We start from the raw sequence: 17,597 nt of genomic DNA, 5'->3' as shown, positions 1-17,597 counted from the left end.
TCTTCTCATTCCTCATAGTATGACATTGTAATACAAATTTATGAGGAAAGAAGTGTGTATGATGAGCCTTTTTTTTACAAACAACACGAGTAATACCATCTATGCCGCCTATGCTTATCCTAGTTCCGACTGTCATCCCACCAATTATTCTAAAATGGGCTGGTATCGGATAGAACCTGGTGATACGAGAGAAGTATGGAGCGGTTCTGTAGGAGGAACCACATTCTACTATTATGCTGAAGATCACTCCAATTCGTGGCGTGGTACGTACCGCACACGGCTTCCGAGAAGCACTAGCAGTGATTTTCATTGGTGTTGGAACTATAGCAGCGGATCATCCAGACAAGTGGGGATGCGTAGACTTTCCATTGACTCATCTGTAGACAGTTACACTGTCGAGTTCGGCAGAACAAGCCAAAGCTTACTGTCAACAAAGACAACTCATAAAGCATTACCTTCTAAATCGGAGGACTCCGGCATTCGCAGAATTCCGAGAAGACCGGCTCGCTTTAAAAAAGGAACCCCGGTTCCAGTGAAGTCCAAACGATAAGTCAAAGAACCGTAACCCGCATGATGGATATTTTGAAAATAAGTGACCACCTTGCGGGTTATTTTTATTTCACTCTGGACATTCAGACGCTTGTTGCAGCCACAGTATTTTGCCTCGCCGTTCAGCTTAACCAATGATCAAAAAAGTCCCGATAGCCCTGCTTCATCACCTGACTTGAAAACTGTTCCATAGCGTATGCCTGATTTTCTGTAGAAACCCGACGCGGTGAGGCGGCAGCCATATTGACCAGCTCGAACCAGTTTTTCTCATTCCCTGAAAAAGAATGAGTAGAGCTGATATGTCCATAGCAAGGATGCTCTGGTTTCACGACGATTTTACCCATAGCCAGCGCTTCGGTCAGTGGCATCGCGAACGTATCGAATTTGGAGCAGCTCCAATACACCTTTGCCGTGTTCATCAGTGCAAACACCTCATCTTGCGTCAACGCAAATTGAAGTTTAACATTGTCCGGGATATCGTACTTTTTCATACTTTCCTTGTAGCGTTCACCGCCAAATACCATATAGACATCCTTGTCAGGATTATGCCTCGCATACTCCAGCACCAAATCTGGACGTCGGTTCTCCTCATCTCTACCAATCCACATCACCCGGTTCTCTACCACTTGCGAGGGATCAAAATGCTTTTCCACCAGCCGCTCATTAAATCCGATCGGGATGACTGTCACATCGGTTACGCCAAACTTCGAAGCCATCTCCTGCTTGAGAAAGGCAGTCTGTACGATAGCCTTGTTCACGATCTGATAAAAAGGCTTCATCATCTCATAGCCTGTAAGCGCCGGATCAGGAAAACTATGCGGAAAAAGCACGCTGTTTTTAAAAAACATGTTCAAATAGGTAAAGCCGGATACCGTATAAATAACGTGCTCAATCTGCTGCTCATGGAGCTGGTCCAGTACGATATCATAATTAACCAGGTCACCCTTTTCATGCTCATAACCCGGAAGCCAGTCATGGCTGCTCACATGACGCTCCGGTGATACAAATACAATATCTACGCCCAATTCCGCCCCAATCTGCTTCAGACGCTCTGCAAAAATACGAGGACCCTGCGCTTCAGCAAATTGTATTTTTCTCATGACCAAACCGACTTTTTTCATGGATTTATTTCCCCACCTTCTTTTACTAACTAAATACAGTCTATGTCTTAAGCTACTATCTACATTGTTGGGCTTGTCCCCAATCCATCATCGCTGCACATTGGTTCAAACAGGCTAACGTTTCATCCAACTGGGACTCTAATTGCTCTTTTGACCATTTATCGCCGTTTCTATGCAGGTTCGTTCCAATCCTTTGCAAATCACTTGTGATTAACAACAGCATCCAGAGCGAAAATACCACCGCAAACATGCCATATTCCAGCATAAATGCCGTTCGATCCACTCTTATCCCCAACAGCTCCAGCTGCTCCACGTATGTGTCCAGTATACGAATACGCAATTCGGACGTCATCCGTCGGGGAAACAACGGATGGGACATGTCGATCAGGTGATATACATCCCACAGCGGTGTGTTCAGATGAGCATGCTCCCAATCCAATACCATAAGCCGTTCCCCGCTCAGCGCATAGTTCCCCGGATGAAGATCACCATGAGACAGTACTAGCTGCTGTGAAAAAGATAAATGCTCCAGCTGTACATATATACGCTGCATCTGTTGCTTAGATAATCCCAGTGAGCTGCAAAGCTTTAACACATCCGGCTTGCGCGTGTATAGCTCGGAAACCATCTCCTGAATGAGTGGCTTCGGTCCCCGCAGCGGCATTCCAGCAAAACGATCCGTCGGCAAAGCATGCCACCATGCTACAAGTCCAATAGCTCGCAATAAAGTTTCGTCTGCGTGTAGATGATGTAACGGACCAAGGTCCTCAAAAACCATCCATTCTCCTCCGCCATCCGCACCTGCATCAGACCAGGCTAGCAATCGAGGATAGATCGGCGATAACGTAGGAAGCACATGCTCATACACCCATCTTTCCCGCCCCTCCTGATCATCGTTGGTTAGCGGTTTGAATATATAACTTTCAGAGGAAGACACGTAAAAACGTTCCACATGCCGACCATTCGTACCTGTATATAAAATTTCACGATTCTGCACCAGCATATCATTCAAAGTGCCGTCAACATTCACATATTGATGAAAAGGATTCATAGCTACCCAACTTTTTTTGTATAAAATGTAATAGCACGATCATATCACAGTCCTCGTTCCGAACGAAGCCCAGATCATCTAGGGGTAACTCATTGCACCCAAAAAGGGGCTTGTCCAAGCAGATCATACGACCTGTTAGGCAGCCCCTTATCACATCCGTACTCCTATCCTTACTCTATTCTATACCGATTAATATTGAGTATTGCCGGACTCGCTCGTATTACCAGATTTAAAACCTTTGAACAATTGTTTCACATTGTGATAACGAGTATTTGTAATTTTAGCTTTGCTGTTAGGACCGTCCGATCTCAGGATCGAATCCTTCACGTTGGAAATATCCGAGTTATCCAAAGTCATATTCACTCTAAAAGTAGAGTCCCCCAGCTGGCGAACCAGTTTTCCGATATCATCGGCTCTAAAGTTCTTAATGTTAATCGTGCCTTCGGCATTAATTTGGAATACTTTATCGTACGCATGGAACGCTCCACCGCCCGTAATGTTTACCGTGCCTGGTTCTTTAAGCGTCAATGCATCTTCACCTACATCCTCCCACGTTACGTTGGAGATAGTTCCATTGCCATATACATGCACACCATCCGCAGCAGGTGCAGCGATGGTCACATTTTTCAGTGTTGCATTATTTTCAAGCTTGAAAATAGGCTTTTGAGCCTCTTTCTGGCTTCCGTCTCCCAAGGTATCAGGATCAGCCACTACAGTCTTGCCTTTACCATCGTATACTTCTCCAGCTTTAACAAGTATGGTCTTATGAACGACTTCTGGAGCTGCATGAGCAGAATAATTGCCGACAAATAAAGCGACCAACATTCCTGATAAAGCGATACTGATTCCCTTTTTCAATACTTTAGCTGTGTTTGTTTTCATTTCAATTCATCCCTCTCGTAGATAATTTTTTTATTGTTCCAATTCTTCGTTGACTAGAACGCGTAGACCGTATCACCACCTTCGCACAATGAACCCATTAACCGATACATGTCTATAAAGCACTATTTAACTATTTGCATATGTATACTTGGTTTTTGGTTCAAAGCAATCTTGTCTTATAAATAATACAAAGCACAAATTGTAAAGAGAGCGATTACATTTACAATTTGCATAACTCTATTATAATCATACTTCCAGTAATTTCAATATATTTTCCGCCAAAATATGTCCTTTTTTTCAATTAAGTACACAATATTGCCTCTTTTATACTTGTACAAGTTTATTTTTTGACAATTTACGCATCAAATTACTGAGTATCTAGTCTCTAATGCGTGCTCTATGTCACTACAATGGTAATCAGAACCTTATTTCGTTCTATACCTCATTTTTGATGTGATCTATACTATTGAATGACACGTTTGATGAACGTATAATGTATTTAGTGCTTTGAAGCGTTACATCTCAACATTACTGGTGAGAAAAGAGTGGTTATCGTGCAAAACAATAGTGAGATTCCATTAAAAGAACAAAATATTGTGCTCATCGGCTTTATGGGTGTAGGCAAAACAACGATCGGTTCCCATCTAGCGCGCAAGCTGTATCGCGATTTCGTGGATATTGACCAGGAGATTGAACGAGAATACAACATGCCAACAACAGAGATTTTCAAAACTTATGGAGAGAAGCGTTTCCGTGAGATTGAAAAAGAGCATATTTTGAAGCTATGCAGCAACACACGCCTCAAAATCATTTCCGTTGGCGGTGGTGCATTTTTACAGGAAGAGGTGAAGCAAGCTTGTTTGGCTTCATCGATTGTTTTCTTCTTGGATTTAAATTGGGATTCCTGGAAAGATCGGCTCAAGATGCTGATTGACACCCGTCCCAATCTACAAAACAAGACTTTAGGGGAAATTGAGGATCTCTTCCGTTCCAGACAGGACATTTACGCGGTGAATCACTCCAAGATCGATACGGATCAGTTGGATGCGGAAGAAGTCGCAGACTATATTATTCAAACGCTGAATCTAGGTTGGGAGTTGTATGAACCTACTCGGGGATTGAATTAAGAGTTACACAAAAAGGAGGGCTCGCATGCTTACCGCATGGGGGCCTTCCTTTTTGGTTCACTGCGGATATATTACTGACTAGCGAGTAATGCCTATCCATCTTTTAAGAATGGTTATGCAGCACCGTCAATATCTCTCTCAGTTCAGTGACAGGAATCTGCCCCGGTGCGGAAGCTTTCTTAGCAGCACCAAAGGTCAGAGCCGAACCAAACAGTTCTCCGGTCAGGCGGCTCACGACACCTTTCCCCGCCATCGACATCGTAATAATCGGCCGATCTGCATGCTCTTCTGCCATGGTACGCGTGGCATCCAGCAAAGTGAGCACATCGGCTGTATTGGTTGGCATCACTGCTATCTTAGGCAGATCGCCTCCCAATTCCTGCGCCTTACGTAACCGGGACACAATCTCCTCCTTCGACGGCGTCTTATGAAAATCATGATTAGATATAATCACATATACGTTATGCTTATGTGCTGCTTCTACCAGCGTCTTCACATCAGCTTCCTCATTAAAAAGCTCTACATCAATAAGTTCGACTTGCCCCGTTTCGGCTACTGTACGGTTCAATTCCACATAACTCGCTGCACTGATTTCCTTTTCTCCGCCTTCCCGAGCGCTACGGAACGTAAATACGAGCGGAACATTTGCTAAAATAGACCGAATTTCATGTAAGGCAGCTTTAACCTTTTCCAGATCCTCCACATGCTCGAAAAAATCGACTCTCCACTCCACGATATCCAGGTCGAGCGTACGTAAATAAGTGGCCTCTTCCTTCAACTGCTCCAACGTTTCTCCCACCATGGGCACACAAATTTTTGGCGCTCCTTCACCGATCAGAACATCTTTCACCTTTACGATTTTAGCCATCTCTATCTCACTCCCAAATTACAGTTTCAAGTCGAACATGTACAATAATTCATAGTATAACGCATTCTGAATAAGCATGCAGATGATTAGGTCCAGTCGTCATTTATTTGGTATCAAGTACGATTTTAGGGGACAATTTGCGACTTGCTGGAAAAACTAAACTGTACCGAAAATTAACAAACACCGCCAGTACGATCCCTAGCACATTCACAATAATAGCTAGCATAAAAACACTCGATATCTGAGAATGTTTCAAAAGAAAGCCTGTAAACACGGGAATGACCGTGTATGACAGCGAGGTTGCTGTATACACAAACCCGGTAATCTGTCCTTTTCGTTGACTAAAAAATTCACTCATTACGGTTAATGTCAGCTGAAGTACACCTGATATTGAAAACCCAATGACGCTCGCACAAATAATGGCCGCAGCCCCTGACTTGAATAAGAGAAGCGCTCCAAAAGCCAACAGGGAAATACATGGATAAATAAGAATAATGTGAACAGGTTTAACCCATTTTCTTAACACAATTACCAATACAAACACGGAAATCAGTGAACCGACATTGTAATAAACTAATAATCTGAGAGACTCTGATTGGGTCATACCGATAAACTGTTGTCCAAAAGTAGGCAGCCATAATTGCACAATATAAAGCAAAGTCGGTCCGGTAAATCCGAGCAAGATAAGGCATACCCCTTCCTGCCAAAACCGCGGCTTACTCCGATCATTTGCCTCCAATTTTCCCGCTTGCTCAACGCTCGATACAGAAGTATCACCAACTGGCTCCTTGGGTGACTGAACCCGCATGTCTGGGAACTTCATCTTGAACAAGTAAATTGCATTCAAAGCAAATATGAGGGCTGGTAAAAAGAAAGAGAATCCGTAGAAAATGCCGTGATTCATAAAAAAGATAATCATTAACGGTAAAAATGCCGCCCCGATGGATATAAAACCTCTTACCAACACTGTAGCCGAACCAGAGGATTGGGGAAAAGCTTCGATCAGCGCTGGATAAGTACCTGAATCAAGAAAAGAATTCGCTACGCCTGCCAGCACAGCCAGTACGATCGCCATCTCAAAGCTGGGACTTAGCGGTATACCGACCAAGAATACAGCCATTAGTAGCCCTGCTACCACAATAAACGGCTTACGACCATAACGGTCGGAGAGCACCCCGGATATGTACAGGGTAAACAGCCTGCCAAATCCCATCGCAGAAACCAAGAGACTGATGCCCGCCTGATCTGTATGCAAATGCTCTGTTAAAAAGGACATGTGGGACGCCAGCATAATATTAAACATGCCGAACAAAAGATAGTTTACATAAAGGCCTGTCGCCACTGGAAAAGAAGAACGTTTCATCATGAATTCACCTGCTTTTGTAAGTAAGTCTTGTAGTATTAAAAATGTGAATCATTTCACATTACCTTGTGTCGATGATGAAGTATAGAACACATTTTAAGATTTATCAAGTTTAAATATTGCGGGACCCCGGCCTAGACGCGCTGATGCGTTTTCAGATAAAACTCCTTGCCGTAGCTTAGTGCAAAGTTCCGAAAGTCCACTACTGCCGGGGATAAATATCTATTTTTGATGCTGGCCAGATAGATAAAACGCTCGTATTCTGGATTTACAATAGGCAATGTTTTGACGTTAAAATAATCTAACGATGAAATTCGAGGCATAACCCCAATTCCGTAATTGACAGACACCAGTCCTGCCATTGCTGTATCCTCTTCAATCTCGCAAATAATCTGTGGCGTAACGCCCGCTTTGACAAACAAATTCTCAATAATGGGCCGAACCCCACTCTTTTTGTTAAAGAAGATCACCGGATAATCCGCTGTATCCTTGAGATCAATTTGGTCTAGAGTCGCCAGTGGATGATCAGGCGAAACAATGACAACCAGTTCCTGCTGAGCCAACGGAATAAACTCCACATCCGGTTCATTTTCCATGTGAGAGCAGAACGCCACATCATAATGTTCCTGCTTCAGCCCCTGGATAATATCGTTCGTATTCCCTTGGTGAAACGAAAAGGAGATATCTTTACGGGCATCCAGAGCTGAAAAGGCTTGAATGATCGCTGGAATGAAGTGTGAGCCTAACGTGTAAATGAACGCCAAATCTATATTTCCATGGCTTGGACTCACTAGCTCCCGTAAATTGTGTTCTCCCTTTTCTAATTCATCCATCGCGTGCTCCACATACTTCAGGAAAAATCGTCCGTATTTGTTTAACCGAATATTTCTCCCCTGCTTCTCAAACAGATGAACTCCCAAATCTTTTTCTAATTCTGAAATCGCATGACTTAAACTGGGCTGAGTAATACATAGTCGCATAGCTGCCTGGGTAAAATGCTCCATCTCTGCAAGTACACGAAAATATTGTAAGTGCTTCAGGTTCATAATTATGTAATCTCCTTCTTTAATTCATATTTTAAATTATAGACCCAAACTATGAAAAACGATAGAAATATGCATTGGATTTATAATAACACTCCTTATATAATAATGACATAGAAAGAATGTGAATAATTTCACTTATCTGTAGGCGTAATTTAATACAGCTGGACGATGCCTACCTAGGCCATTGATCTAAAATTTAAGTTGGGAGTTACACTTATGAAAAATCCTTATATCAGAATGGCAGCAGGGCTTTACATCAACTATTTTCTTCTGGGTATGATCAATGTTATTCTCTCGTCGAATATGAGCTTCCTGACCGTCCAATTGAACACGGATAAAGCAGCCATCGGCTATCTGGTGTCCGCGATTGGGATCGGTAAGCTGCTCGCTCTCGGGGTAGCCGGAAAAATGTCAGACAAATACGGAAGAAAACCACTCATTGTTATTGCATCATTTGCTTATTTAATCTTTCTGATTGGCATTCCGCTTGCACCTAACTATTCGCTGGCATTCGTGTTTGCCATTATCGCAGGGCTTTGCAACTCTATGATGGATTCAGGAACGTATCCTGCATTAATTGAAGGCTTTGGAAAAAAAGCCGGATCTGCAACGGTACTGGTCAAAGCATCCATCTCTATCGGTGCTATTGTGATTCCGTTCATGATTGCATTCTTTATTAATCACGATATGTTCTATGGATATTCCTTCTTTATTCCAGCAGGGATTTATCTGCTGAACGGTATCTTCTTATCGATGACAGCTTTCCCCAACCACAAAGCTGAGGAACAAAAGGCTCCAACCGAGGCTGCCCAATCCACAGATATTTTCCGCAGCGAGCCTAGGTTTTGGCAAGAAGGTTTATCTCTAATTATTATCGGTTTTACTTCTACTGTATTGTTCATGATCGTGCAGCTATGGCTTCCTACCTTTGGACAAGAGGCCCTGGGCATGGACAAAGCCAGTGCCATTAAACTGCTGAGCTACTATAGTATAGGTTCATTGGTTTCCGTTATTCTGTTAGCTGTGGTACTTGGTAGATTCATTAAACCGATTACCGTCATGATTGTATATCCGTTTATTGCCCTGCTTTCTTTGTTGGCTTTAATTACATGGCACAATCCTGTCGCTACTTTGATCAGTTCATTCTTGATCGGCTTGTCTACCGCAGGCATATTCCAAATTGCCCTCACGGTTATGACGGAATTTTTCCGCAAGAACAAAGGCACTACGACTTCTCTCGTGAACATAGCAGCCAGTCTTTCGTTCATCCTGATGCCTTTGGCTACCGGGGGCATGTCCAAAAGTTTGGGAATTACCTCGGTATTCATTCTGGATATTGCGATTGCTGTAGTCAGTATTTTGCTGGCCGTGTTTGTTGCTTATCGATATAAAAAAGTATTTCATTAAACTACACAGATTACTTGGAGGCTTATATCATGAAAAATGCTGGACGTATTGACGGAAGAACACAACTAATCGGACTGCTTGCTACACCAATCGGACACTCTTTGTCCCCGGCTATGCATAATCTTGCGTTTGAAAAGCTGGGCCTGAATAATGCGTATATGGCCTTTGAAGTAGGAAATGAACAACTTGAAGAAGTGGTACGGGGGATGCGCGCTCTGAACATACGCGGTTATAACGTGTCTATGCCTAATAAAACAGCTATTCTACAGTATCTTGACGAGCTGGACGACAGCGCTAAATTTACAGGTGCCGTCAACACCGTCGTGAACACAGATGGTAAACTGAAAGGCTACAGTACAGATGGATCTGGTTATGTTCGTAACTTGCGTGAACACGGCATTGACCTGAAAGGTAAGAAAATGACACTTGTCGGCTCTGGCGGCGCAGCTACACCGATTGCTATTGAAGCGGCTCAAGCAGGTCTGGCTGAAATTTCAATTTTTGCCCGTAACGATCAGTTCTTTGCTCGTGCAGAAGAGAATGTCCGTATTATTAATGAAGATATGAAACACGCCCAAGTTAAGGCGAATATCTATCCATTGGAAAATCAAGAACAGCTACGTGAAGAGATCCGCACAAGTCATATTCTCGCTAACGGTACAGGGGTTGGTATGAAACCGTTAGAAGGCAAAAGTGTGATTGAAGATGTGTCCATGCTTCGTTCCGATCTGATCGTAACCGATGTAGTGTACAGCCCAGCTAAATCCAAGCTGATGGAACAAGCCGAATCCGTAGGTGCAACTGCCATTAACGGTCTGGGCATGATGCTGTGGCAGGGTGCATTGGCGTTCGAACTGTGGACAGGCCAAGAAATGCCAGTCGCTTATATTAAAGAACAGCTTTTTGCTGACAAGCTGTAAACATAAAGCTACTAACAAACGCATCAAGCAATGAATTCCTTCTATTATATACTCATTTATGTACTCAAAAGACTATGCTCGGCGAATGAACACTTCTGCCTGGCATAGTCTTTTTATTAATCCTTATAAGGGTCAAATTCATTAGCCCCAGCCATGCATACCCCAATGGGCTTCAGTTCATGCATAACTTCCACGGTCTCGGAATGAGCATCCAGTACCTCGCGCAGTTTACGGTAGACGAACGGGCTTTCATCTGTACCGGCTCCGCGCAGCTCGACACTATAGTTCCGAACGGCCTCCTTCATCTGTACGTCCGTGATTTGTCCACCACTCCGTGTGCGGGTTTTCCAATTCATTTTACCAGCTGCCTGGGTACGACTCATAATACGACCTGCCCCATGAACTGTACTATAGTAGGAATCCCGATTTTCTACCGAATCTTTTCCGCGTACAATCACCGAAATATCGCCCATGCTTCCTCCAATAAAGCCCATCTGGCCAGGTGCCGAGGGAGTAGCGCCTTTACGGACCACAATGGTGTCACGCCCATCATGCTGTTCTTTCCATGCGTAATTATGGTGGTTATGCACAGTAAAGTCCGCTTCGGTCCCCATAATACCAAGCACTTGTTCTATCACATAGTCACGTCCCGCATACGCATAGCGTCCGGCAAGGCGCATCGCACGGTAGTACATATCCCCCAACTCACTGTTCATATCCAGCAGCACAGGCGGCTGATCCATATGCTCTCCCGGCGCCTTTCCGAGAAACTCTCGTCCAGCGGCCAAATTTAGAAACCCACTTGCTGTTTTGTGTCCAAAGCCCCGGCTGCCGAAATGATTGGCAATCCAGACCTGTCCTGTCGCTTCCTCGACGAATACATCAACAAAATGATTACCACTCCCTACTGTACCCAGCTGTTCTCTCGCCAAGGACTTCAGTTTGTCATGTTCTTGTTTCCCAATCGCCGCATATACTGCCCAATCCGGGTCATCGAACAGCTCATGGTCTATCTGAATTGCATTCACACGACCTACGCCAAACGAAATATGACGTGCAACCTCATCCATCACGGCTGAAATACGCGGCATAATATCTGCTGCAAACAGCTTGGTTCTTACCGCCTTATTTCCGCAACCGATATCATACCCGACACCTGAAGGCGAAATTTGTCCGTCATACACCATCACACCGCCAATCGGCTGGCTGTAGCCTTTATGATGATCTGCCATCAGCAGCGCTTGAATCACATTACCGTTTTCGGCACATGTATGAGCTTGAGATAATGCCCCTGGATCAGGTGCTCCCCATACGCGTACTCCATTGATTTCTTGATAAGCCATCGTCGTTTCATCCTCCTGTAAGTCACTCCATGTTTAAACTTGTAAAGTCGTTAATTGCATTATGTACGTTTTACCAGCTTCCGAACAGGGCGTAAGTATTACAAGTACAATAGTAGATATCCCCTAAGAAAATGAAAAAGGATACCCATGCAGCCAACCAGACTGTAGGATATCCTTTTATGATCATTTAGAAACTATTAAATCAATTATACTAATCTTTTTTGATGATTCCGAATTGATCCACAATAAAAGGCTTGGCATCATTTTTGTTTTGATCAATTTCATACGTTACGGCTGTAAGTTTATTTCCGTCTACAGTAATGCCAACAAAATTCTGTACCTGTCCACGTGTTGGTCTACGATTGTCACTCGGATCTGGGCCATATACTGCCGCATGATTCTCTTCAGCTAGTTCAAAGAGATTATAGTACTTATCTCCAAGTTTTTCACTTGGGTTTTTGTAGTAGACTTTGGGGCCAGCGGTTGCTGGGATGACATAGATACTTCCATCTGGATTCACACTATATTCAATCGTCTTATCATTTAATGTATCTTTTAATTTTGTTGGCGTTGTTGCTTTACCCTCTTGGTTGATTGGTTTCGTACGAGCGTAAATATGATCGTGCCCTTGCACGACAAAGTCGATATCAAGTTCGGCCATTAGTGGAGCGATTTGGTTACGAACTCCATTCTTATCCATGATGTCAGAATCTGTTGCATGATTAGAGGTAGTGTAAGGACCTTTATGAATGTTAACAATGATCCACTTTGCACCTGCCCTTTTTGCTGCTGCCGCATCTTTCTTTAACCATTCGACTTGAGCTTCAGAAAAATTGGCATATTTCTCTGAGTCCTCATTGGAGTTCAGTACGATAAAGTGAGCATTGCTGTAATCATAAGAGTAGTACGCTCCTGTTTTAGTAGCGGAACCAGAAGGTTCGTTAATATTAAAGTGATCATAAAAAGCGTAGTTCTCATCCTCGTGATTACCCGCTGAAGGAACAATGGTTGTATTCAAAAGGCTTTTTTGTGAATGCCCCAGCAGCCAGTTCCACTGCTCTTCTTTGGTACCCGTATCTACGATATCTCCGTTGTGGACTACAAACTGAGCATTTTCTACGGTTTGAAGTGCTTTTTCGAGCGTCTGTGAAGACAATATGGCTTCATCTTCGCTTTTTGCTTGTGTATCAGCTAGATCGATGAAGGTAAATTCACCGCTCTTAGGAGCCGTTTGAAACGTACCTGTTTCGCTCCATATCCCGCGCGCTGCATCACCCACACGATAATAATAAGCTGTGTCCGCTTGAAGACCTGTAGCTACAGCTTTATGGACAAGCTCTTCTGCAGAATTGGTCGATGGAGAGGAAGTGCCTTCAAATGTAAGAGCACTCGTATAATCAGCTTCAGAAGCCGTTTTCTTGATTACTTGAACAGTGCTGTTCGTGAAAAGTTTTGAAGTATACCAAGTAAATCCTTTGGAGACTTTTGTGTCTCCATAAAATGTAGCTGTAACTTTACTAATCCCTTGAACTGTGTTCCCTGGTGACTCAGCATGGACAGGTAAGGCTGACATGCCAGTAATCAAACCTAGTGCAAGAGCAACAGACATAGATGTTGCTGACCACTTTTGAAACTTCTTAAACATGTGTACACTCCTCTTTGCAGTTAATATGTAAAAGTTATAACTATAATCATAACAATCAAATGTTAATACGTTGTTTTTGGAAATATAGTACTTTGTAAAAATGAGGTTATGAGTGACCTAGCGATTGAGGAGCAATGATAGCAGCTTATAAGAAAATGAAAAAGGATATCCATGCAGCCAAACAGACTGTAGGATATCCTCTTCAACTATAACACTCATATTAGACGGCTCTGCTATGCCATGTGTGGACTTGGCTTACTGTGCCGCTGAATGCGTACGCTTAAAATCTTCCTTCACCGCAACCAGTAGTGTTTCATTCACCAGTAGCTCCAAGCCTGACAAGGCTAACGCCTTGGCTCCAATCACTAAGGCTTCCTCACCCTTCTCAGAGCCAGCCGCTTCCCTGAATTCCACCGTATGAGCGATGAGATCATCCGGACCGATCTTAATGTAAGCATGTGCAGTCGGGATAACATGGCTTACATTTCCCGCATCCGTCGAACCCAGTCCGGCACGAGGGCCACGATCCAGCTGTTCTCCCAGCGCTTCCAGTTCACGACCTACTACCTCATCCAGGGTATCGTTCAGAATGAAATCACGCACTTCATTTTGAAAACGTTCGATTTTCACAGTGGCTCCTGTTGCCAAAGCAGCAGCATCTGCGATATGGCGAACTTTCGTGGAAACCTCCTCTGTGCGCTGCCAAGTACTTGCCCGAATGAAAAAGCGTGCCGACGCATAGTCCGGAATGATATTGGGCGCGTCTCCTCCATGCGTAATGATGCCATGAATACGCACATCGGTCGGCAGTTGCTGACGCAAAGCATTGATACCGCTGAACAACTGCAGCACCGCATCGAGCGCATTGATTCCCTGCTCTGGTGATCCTGCGGCGTGAGCCGCTTTGCCGTAAAAATGAAAATCTAGCGGATCAACTGCCAGACTTGGTGAGGTCAGCCGGGTCACACCAGATGGATGAACCATCAGTGCAGCATCAATCCCTTCGAACAGCCCGTGCTTCACGAAGCTGCCTTTTGCACTGCCATTAGGACCGCCTTCTTCCGCTGGTGTACCGAACACATACACCTCACCTCCCGTTTCGTCGATCACCTGCGCTAAGGCGATGGCTGCTGCCGTGCTTGCGGTTCCGATAATATTGTGGCCACAAGCATGGCCCAGACCGGGCAATGCATCATATTCAGCCAAGTATCCGATTTTCGGACCTGGTCTAGCAGAAGCCTTACGGGCAACAAATCCGGTTTCGTGTCCCGCTACATTCCGAGTTACCTCAAACCCCGCTTGCTCCAAAATGCCCGTCAGTGCCTGGGAAGCCTGAAATTCTTGATTGCCGATTTCGGGATTAGCATGAATAAACCGGCTCGTTTCCGTGTAAAGCTGACGAGAATCCTCAATTTCCTCAATAATCCGCTGTCTATGTGTATCGACCGTGTTCGTTGTACTCATCGCAATCTCTCCTCGTTTCGAAAATAGATTAGTATGCTTCCAACCCTACTTCTGTTCAACATTCTTATTTCTTTTGCGCTTTAACATCTGCTACCAGCTTATCCAATGTGGCCTGTAGCTCTTCGGCAGACTGGTCTACCACGACGTTAGCTCCTTTGGAATCCTGTTTTACCGCCTCGGCTACATCAGCATCATGGTACAAATCCACGATCGTTTTGTAAGTCGCATTATCCTTATCCTCCGCACGGGCAGCAAACACGTTCACATATGGCATCGCTTCTTCGCTGCTTGCATCATCTTTGTAGATGGCTCCATCCAGCTTGAGCCCGGCATCTGTAGCAACACCGCTGTTCACAGCTGAAGCGGCTACATCAGACAAGACGCGCGGCGTCTGCTGGGCGACAACTGGGACAATCTCCAGCTTTTTAGGATTCCCTTCGATTTCATCCGTGGTCGGATACAGGCCCGCATCCTGCTTCAACTTAATCAGCCCTGCAGACTGGAGAAGTTTTAAAGCCCGTCCCTGATTGGACGGATCATCCGGTATAGCAATTTTGGAGCCGTCAGGAATATCCGATACGTTTTTGAATTTTTCAGAGTACAGTGCCATCGGAGCGATAATCGTTGCACCAATAGGGACGATATTCACATCATCTTCTACATTAAACTGACTGAGAAAGGCCAAATGTTGAAAGGAGTTCAAATCTACCTCTTTATTGGCGAGCGCCTTATTGGGTAATGTATAATCCGAGAAACTGATCAGCTCAATTTCAATATTTTTGGCCTCTGCTTTCTTCTTGAGCACATCCCAATACGTGTCCTCAGATCCTGAAACCCCGATTTTAACATGTACTTTTTCATTTGCATTTGAGCCCGAACCGTTAGCTGAGCAAGCAGATAGAACCGCTACACTAAGAATAGCCAGTAAACCCAAGCGAAATATTTTTTTCATTTTCATTTCCCCTTTAATCGTTATGTATAATACTCTGTTTCCATTAGCGCCGTAGAAATTTACGAGACAAGTAGTTCCCCGCATATTGGGCGACCTGTACAAAAATAATCAGCAAAACAATCGTGACAATCATGACCGAGGTATCGAATCGTTGATAACCATAGGTCATTGCCAGATTCCCAAGGCCTCCTCCGCCCACCGTACCAGCCATGGCAGAGAAATCAATCAAGGCCACGGTAATAAACGTCAACCCAAGAATCAAAGGTCCCAGCGCTTCCCGAATCAACACACCCGTGATGATCTGAAATGGAGTCGCACCCAGTGCCTTGGCAGCTTCTATCATGCCCGGATCTATGGAGACCAGATTATTTTCCACAATTCTCGCTACAGCAAAGGCCGCTACAATAGTCATTGGGAAAATAGCCGCCGAGGTTCCAATCGTGGTTCCCATGAGTAAACGCGTAAACGGGCTAATCGCCACTAAAAAAATGATAAACGGAATTGGGCGAATGATATTAATCAGCAAATTCAGAAACATAAACACAAATTTGTTTTCAAACAAGCTCCCTTTACGTGTCACATACAGTACTAAACCAATCATAAGCCCCAGAATACTGGCAAAAATCAGCGTGACAACAACCATCAAAAGCGTTTCCCCTGTAGCCTCCACTACCTTGAGCCAAAATGTATCCCAATTAACTCTCATGATCGACGACCTCCCTGACTTCCACCGTCGTTCGTAGTTCCTCCACGACTTTGTTAACTTCATCGTCTGCACCGATTAACTCGACAATTAAGCTTCCGAACAGCGCTCCCTGTAGCTCACTAATGCTTCCATATACAATGTTGTAATCCAGATTATGCTTCCGTGTCGCTCTAGAAAGCACCGGTTCACTGGTCGTTCCATCCCGAAAAACAAGTCTGTACAATCGGCCAGCGTGATGCTCCCGAATCTTGCTTAGCAGTTTGGGTGAGAGCTGATCATTCAGTACAGAGCGAATAAAATTTTTCGTCGTCTTCGTCTGTGGATTGGCAAATACATCGAACACACTGCCCTGCTCAATCACCCTCCCATTCTCCATCACCGCCACACGGTCACAAATACTGCGAATCACATTCATTTCATGGGTAATGAGCAAGATCGTAATCTGGTACTCTTCATTTACTTTTTTCAGCAGCCTCAATATATCTTCTGTCGTTTCCGGGTCGAGGGCCGAGGTCGCTTCATCACAGATGAGAATATCGGGCGAATTCGCTAGTGCTCTGGCAATGCCGACCCGTTGCTTTTGCCCGCCAGATAACTGCTCCGGATAGGAATCCGCTTTATCCTCCAATCCAACAAATTGCAGCAGTTCCTTAACATGAGCATCTATCTGTGCCTTGGGCAGTTTAGCCAGTTTTAGAGGATAAGCCAGATTCCCATATACAGTACGAGAGTTAAACAAATTAAAGGTTTGGAATACCATCCCGATCCGTCTTCTTAAATTCCTTAGTTCCTTAGGACGTATCTGAGTAACATCCTGATCATTAACGACAATTCGTCCCTCTGAGGGGCGTTCAAGTAAATTGACAAGCCGCAGCAGCGTACTTTTACCTGCACCGCTAAAGCCAATCACGCCGAAAATTTCTCCTTTTTTAACCGATAACGAAACCTTTTCGAGTGCATTTACCTTACGATTGGGTAAGGTAAATATTTTGCTAACTTGTTCAAACTTTATCAAACTGCTTCCTCCTTACGTCTACAATGTATGTATTCCTCCATCCTATTTTAGTAATCCGGTGGATTTAATCGGATTTATACCCTAAAAAAATTCCCTAATCTTCGTTTGAACGAAGGTGGGATTATTTAACTGTATATT

General features: G+C 44.2%; 16 protein-coding genes. 4 read left to right on the top strand and 12 right to left on the bottom strand.

The genetic code is table 11. The features are described 5' to 3' along the window. The first annotated feature begins 58 nt into the window (after window positions 1–58). Entirely contained in the window at window positions 59–550 is a 492-nt protein-coding gene (locus tag JOE49_RS10340; RefSeq protein WP_209941028.1) for a DUF1036 domain-containing protein, read from the top strand. A gap of 121 nt (window positions 551–671) precedes the next feature. Here JOE49_RS10340 and JOE49_RS10335 read toward each other — a convergent pair whose 3' ends face one another. From JOE49_RS10335 to JOE49_RS10325, 3 genes are all read right to left on the bottom strand, one after another. Then, window positions 672–1,670, bottom strand: a complete 999-nt coding sequence (locus JOE49_RS10335; protein ID WP_209941027.1) for a glycosyltransferase — start codon at window positions 1,668–1,670, stop codon at window positions 672–674. A 55-nt stretch (window positions 1,671–1,725) separates the two neighbouring features. Then, window positions 1,726–2,721 (bottom strand): aminoglycoside phosphotransferase family protein, encoded by a 996-nt coding sequence (locus JOE49_RS10330; RefSeq protein WP_209941026.1) that lies wholly within the window; start codon window positions 2,719–2,721, stop codon window positions 1,726–1,728. 189 nt (window positions 2,722–2,910) lie between these two features. Continuing rightward, window positions 2,911–3,603: a pectate lyase gene (locus JOE49_RS10325; RefSeq protein ID WP_209941025.1), complete on the bottom strand. Its 693-nt coding sequence runs from the start codon at window positions 3,601–3,603 to the stop codon at window positions 2,911–2,913. Window positions 3,604–4,157: 554 nt separating this feature from the next. On the opposite strand from JOE49_RS10325, the gene JOE49_RS10320 reads away from it, so the two are divergent. Further along, window positions 4,158–4,730 carry a shikimate kinase gene (locus JOE49_RS10320; RefSeq protein WP_023987143.1) on the top strand — a complete coding sequence of 191 codons (573 nt, stop codon included), beginning with the start codon at window positions 4,158–4,160 and terminating at the stop codon, window positions 4,728–4,730. Window positions 4,731–4,833: 103 nt separating this feature from the next. On the opposite strand, the gene aroD is transcribed toward JOE49_RS10320, so the two are convergent. From aroD to JOE49_RS10305, 3 genes are all read right to left on the bottom strand, one after another. Continuing rightward, window positions 4,834–5,598 carry a type I 3-dehydroquinate dehydratase gene (gene aroD / locus JOE49_RS10315; RefSeq protein WP_023987142.1) on the bottom strand — a complete coding sequence of 255 codons (765 nt, stop codon included), beginning with the start codon at window positions 5,596–5,598 and terminating at the stop codon, window positions 4,834–4,836. 103 nt (window positions 5,599–5,701) lie between these two features. Then, complete coding sequence (locus JOE49_RS10310) at window positions 5,702–6,964, bottom strand: MFS transporter (RefSeq protein WP_209941024.1); 1,263 nt, start codon at window positions 6,962–6,964, stop codon at window positions 5,702–5,704. Window positions 6,965–7,095: 131 nt separating this feature from the next. Continuing rightward, window positions 7,096–8,007: a LysR family transcriptional regulator gene (locus tag JOE49_RS10305; protein WP_025721302.1), complete on the bottom strand. Its 912-nt coding sequence runs from the start codon at window positions 8,005–8,007 to the stop codon at window positions 7,096–7,098. 216 nt (window positions 8,008–8,223) lie between these two features. On the opposite strand from JOE49_RS10305, the gene JOE49_RS10300 reads away from it, so the two are divergent. Together JOE49_RS10300 and JOE49_RS10295 are read left to right on the top strand one after the other, a co-directional pair. Beyond that, window positions 8,224–9,414: an MFS transporter gene (locus JOE49_RS10300; protein ID WP_209941023.1), complete on the top strand. Its 1,191-nt coding sequence runs from the start codon at window positions 8,224–8,226 to the stop codon at window positions 9,412–9,414. Between the two features lie 29 nt (window positions 9,415–9,443). Further along, window positions 9,444–10,334 (top strand): shikimate dehydrogenase, encoded by an 891-nt coding sequence (locus JOE49_RS10295; RefSeq protein WP_209941022.1) that lies wholly within the window; start codon window positions 9,444–9,446, stop codon window positions 10,332–10,334. A 116-nt stretch (window positions 10,335–10,450) separates the two neighbouring features. On the opposite strand, the gene JOE49_RS10290 is transcribed toward JOE49_RS10295, so the two are convergent. From JOE49_RS10290 to JOE49_RS10265, 6 genes are all read right to left on the bottom strand, one after another. Continuing rightward, window positions 10,451–11,677: an RtcB family protein gene (locus tag JOE49_RS10290; protein WP_209941021.1), complete on the bottom strand. Its 1,227-nt coding sequence runs from the start codon at window positions 11,675–11,677 to the stop codon at window positions 10,451–10,453. 211 nt (window positions 11,678–11,888) lie between these two features. Continuing rightward, complete coding sequence (locus JOE49_RS10285; RefSeq protein WP_209941020.1) at window positions 11,889–13,322, bottom strand: purple acid phosphatase family protein; 1,434 nt, start codon at window positions 13,320–13,322, stop codon at window positions 11,889–11,891. A 255-nt stretch (window positions 13,323–13,577) separates the two neighbouring features. Then, a complete protein-coding gene (locus JOE49_RS10280; protein ID WP_068938578.1) occupies window positions 13,578–14,786 on the bottom strand; it encodes a M20 family metallopeptidase in 1,209 nt (402 codons plus the stop codon). A 64-nt stretch (window positions 14,787–14,850) separates the two neighbouring features. Further along, the gene (locus JOE49_RS10275; protein ID WP_209941019.1) at window positions 14,851–15,738 is read right to left on the bottom strand and encodes a MetQ/NlpA family ABC transporter substrate-binding protein; all 888 of its coding nucleotides are present in this window, start codon (window positions 15,736–15,738) and stop codon (window positions 14,851–14,853) included. Window positions 15,739–15,781: 43 nt separating this feature from the next. Continuing rightward, entirely contained in the window at window positions 15,782–16,444 is a 663-nt protein-coding gene (locus JOE49_RS10270) for a methionine ABC transporter permease (protein ID WP_209941018.1), read from the bottom strand. Continuing rightward, window positions 16,434–17,459, bottom strand: coding sequence for a methionine ABC transporter ATP-binding protein (locus JOE49_RS10265; protein WP_209941017.1), 1,026 nt, complete (start codon window positions 17,457–17,459; stop codon window positions 16,434–16,436). Before JOE49_RS10265 ends, JOE49_RS10270 begins: the two co-directional genes overlap by 11 nt. Between the last annotated feature and the right edge of the window lie 138 nt (window positions 17,460–17,597).

This window comes from Paenibacillus sp. PvR133, assembly GCF_017833155.1.
Classification (GTDB): Bacteria; Bacillota; Bacilli; order Paenibacillales; family Paenibacillaceae; genus Paenibacillus; species Paenibacillus polymyxa_B.
This window is presented reverse-complemented; position numbering and strand designations above follow the sequence as displayed.

Excerpts from the sequence above, each read along its gene's own strand:
- JOE49_RS10340 (WP_209941028.1), top strand. The coding sequence starts at position 59 with ATGATGAGCCTTTTTTTTACAAACAACACGAGTAATACCATCTATGCC.
- JOE49_RS10335 (WP_209941027.1), bottom strand. The coding sequence starts at position 1,670 with ATGAAAAAAGTCGGTTTGGTCATGAGAAAAATACAATTTGCTGAAGCG.
- JOE49_RS10330 (WP_209941026.1), bottom strand. The coding sequence starts at position 2,721 with ATGAATCCTTTTCATCAATATGTGAATGTTGACGGCACTTTGAATGAT.
- JOE49_RS10325 (WP_209941025.1), bottom strand. The coding sequence starts at position 3,603 with ATGAAAACAAACACAGCTAAAGTATTGAAAAAGGGAATCAGTATCGCT.
- aroD (WP_023987142.1), bottom strand. The coding sequence starts at position 5,598 with ATGGCTAAAATCGTAAAGGTGAAAGATGTTCTGATCGGTGAAGGAGCG.
- JOE49_RS10310 (WP_209941024.1), bottom strand. The coding sequence starts at position 6,964 with ATGATGAAACGTTCTTCTTTTCCAGTGGCGACAGGCCTTTATGTAAAC.
- JOE49_RS10305 (WP_025721302.1), bottom strand. The coding sequence starts at position 8,007 with ATGAACCTGAAGCACTTACAATATTTTCGTGTACTTGCAGAGATGGAG.
- JOE49_RS10300 (WP_209941023.1), top strand. The coding sequence starts at position 8,224 with ATGAAAAATCCTTATATCAGAATGGCAGCAGGGCTTTACATCAACTAT.
- JOE49_RS10295 (WP_209941022.1), top strand. The coding sequence starts at position 9,444 with ATGAAAAATGCTGGACGTATTGACGGAAGAACACAACTAATCGGACTG.
- JOE49_RS10290 (WP_209941021.1), bottom strand. The coding sequence starts at position 11,677 with ATGGCTTATCAAGAAATCAATGGAGTACGCGTATGGGGAGCACCTGAT.
- JOE49_RS10285 (WP_209941020.1), bottom strand. The coding sequence starts at position 13,322 with ATGTTTAAGAAGTTTCAAAAGTGGTCAGCAACATCTATGTCTGTTGCT.
- JOE49_RS10280 (WP_068938578.1), bottom strand. The coding sequence starts at position 14,786 with ATGAGTACAACGAACACGGTCGATACACATAGACAGCGGATTATTGAG.
- JOE49_RS10275 (WP_209941019.1), bottom strand. The coding sequence starts at position 15,738 with ATGAAAAAAATATTTCGCTTGGGTTTACTGGCTATTCTTAGTGTAGCG.
- JOE49_RS10270 (WP_209941018.1), bottom strand. The coding sequence starts at position 16,444 with ATGAGAGTTAATTGGGATACATTTTGGCTCAAGGTAGTGGAGGCTACA.